The organism is Streptomyces sp. NPDC127092 (assembly GCF_042722475.1).
GTDB lineage: Bacteria > Actinomycetota > Actinomycetes > Streptomycetales > Streptomycetaceae > Streptomyces.
Genome location: NZ_JBHXFE010000210.1, coordinates 610 through 1,500 on the forward strand (window position 1 = coordinate 610; position 891 = coordinate 1,500).

Annotated in this window: 2 protein-coding genes; both read left to right on the forward strand. The window is 60.0% G+C overall.

Features of this window, described 5'->3' with window-relative positions; translation table 11 throughout:
• The first annotated feature begins 242 nt into the window (after window positions 1–242).
• On the forward strand, window positions 243–710 hold the full coding sequence (locus ACFWJO_RS38960) for an ImmA/IrrE family metallo-endopeptidase (protein WP_236581335.1): 468 nt from the start codon (window positions 243–245) through the stop codon (window positions 708–710).
• A partial coding sequence (locus tag ACFWJO_RS38965; RefSeq protein WP_386872953.1) for a hypothetical protein occupies window positions 707–891 on the forward strand: 185 nt, incomplete at its 3' end. The genes ACFWJO_RS38960 and ACFWJO_RS38965, both read left to right, overlap by 4 nt.

Sequence of the window (891 nt, forward strand, 5' to 3'; positions counted from 1 at the left end):
GTGCCCCCTTTCTCCGGGTCGATGGTGCGCACTTATCCTGTTACAGGAACGTGCTCGGACACCGCAGACACGCCGACCGAACTCATTTTGTTTATTCTTCGCTGGTTTTTTGTCCAGTTTTGGCCAAGGTTACTACGCGTGGGCGGTTCGATAGGGTTGCACTTCGTGCCCTATGTCGTGCAGCACCGTCAACTTCGGGGGAAGGACAGCCAATGCGTGTAGGGGGTAGCCACACGAAACGCGTGGATGAAGTCCTTAGCCGGATCCCGTTGTCGCCGCCTTGGACAGTTCACGAGTTTTTGGCTTGGCTGGAGAAGGACACCGGCCGCCCGATTCGTTTGCTTCCGTATCCGGAGGGCACCGTGATCGGCAACCGCCGCTGCGGAGTCCTGTTCGGCCTCGCGGATGAGGACATCATCATGTACGACCCCAACCGCAGTGAGCGACATCAGCGGCAGACAATCTTCCATGAGGTCGGCCACGTCCTCTGCTGCCACAAAGGTGAACCGTTCAGCCCTACCGACAGCCCGCTGACCAGTGGCATAGATCCGGATGCGATCCGGTACATGATGCGCCGGACGAGTTTCGACACCACCACCGAAGCCGAGGCGGAACTGCTCGGCACCAAGCTCGCTGTGCTCTCGCAGGGCAGCATCGCCGATGACGGCAGAGGACACTTCAACCGCATCATCTCGACGGTGGTCCAGTGAGCGAGGTCCCCCTTGCTGCCAGCGACCTGCTGATCAAAGAAGCGACATCGGAGCTGCCGTACGCGTACAGCCTCGTTCTGCTTGCCACCATGGTTGTCGTCATTGTGGCGCGCAACGTTTTCCTCGGTCGCCGTCAGGTCGATCGCCAGCTCACTCTGGCGTTGGCGTGGTGGTTACTCGC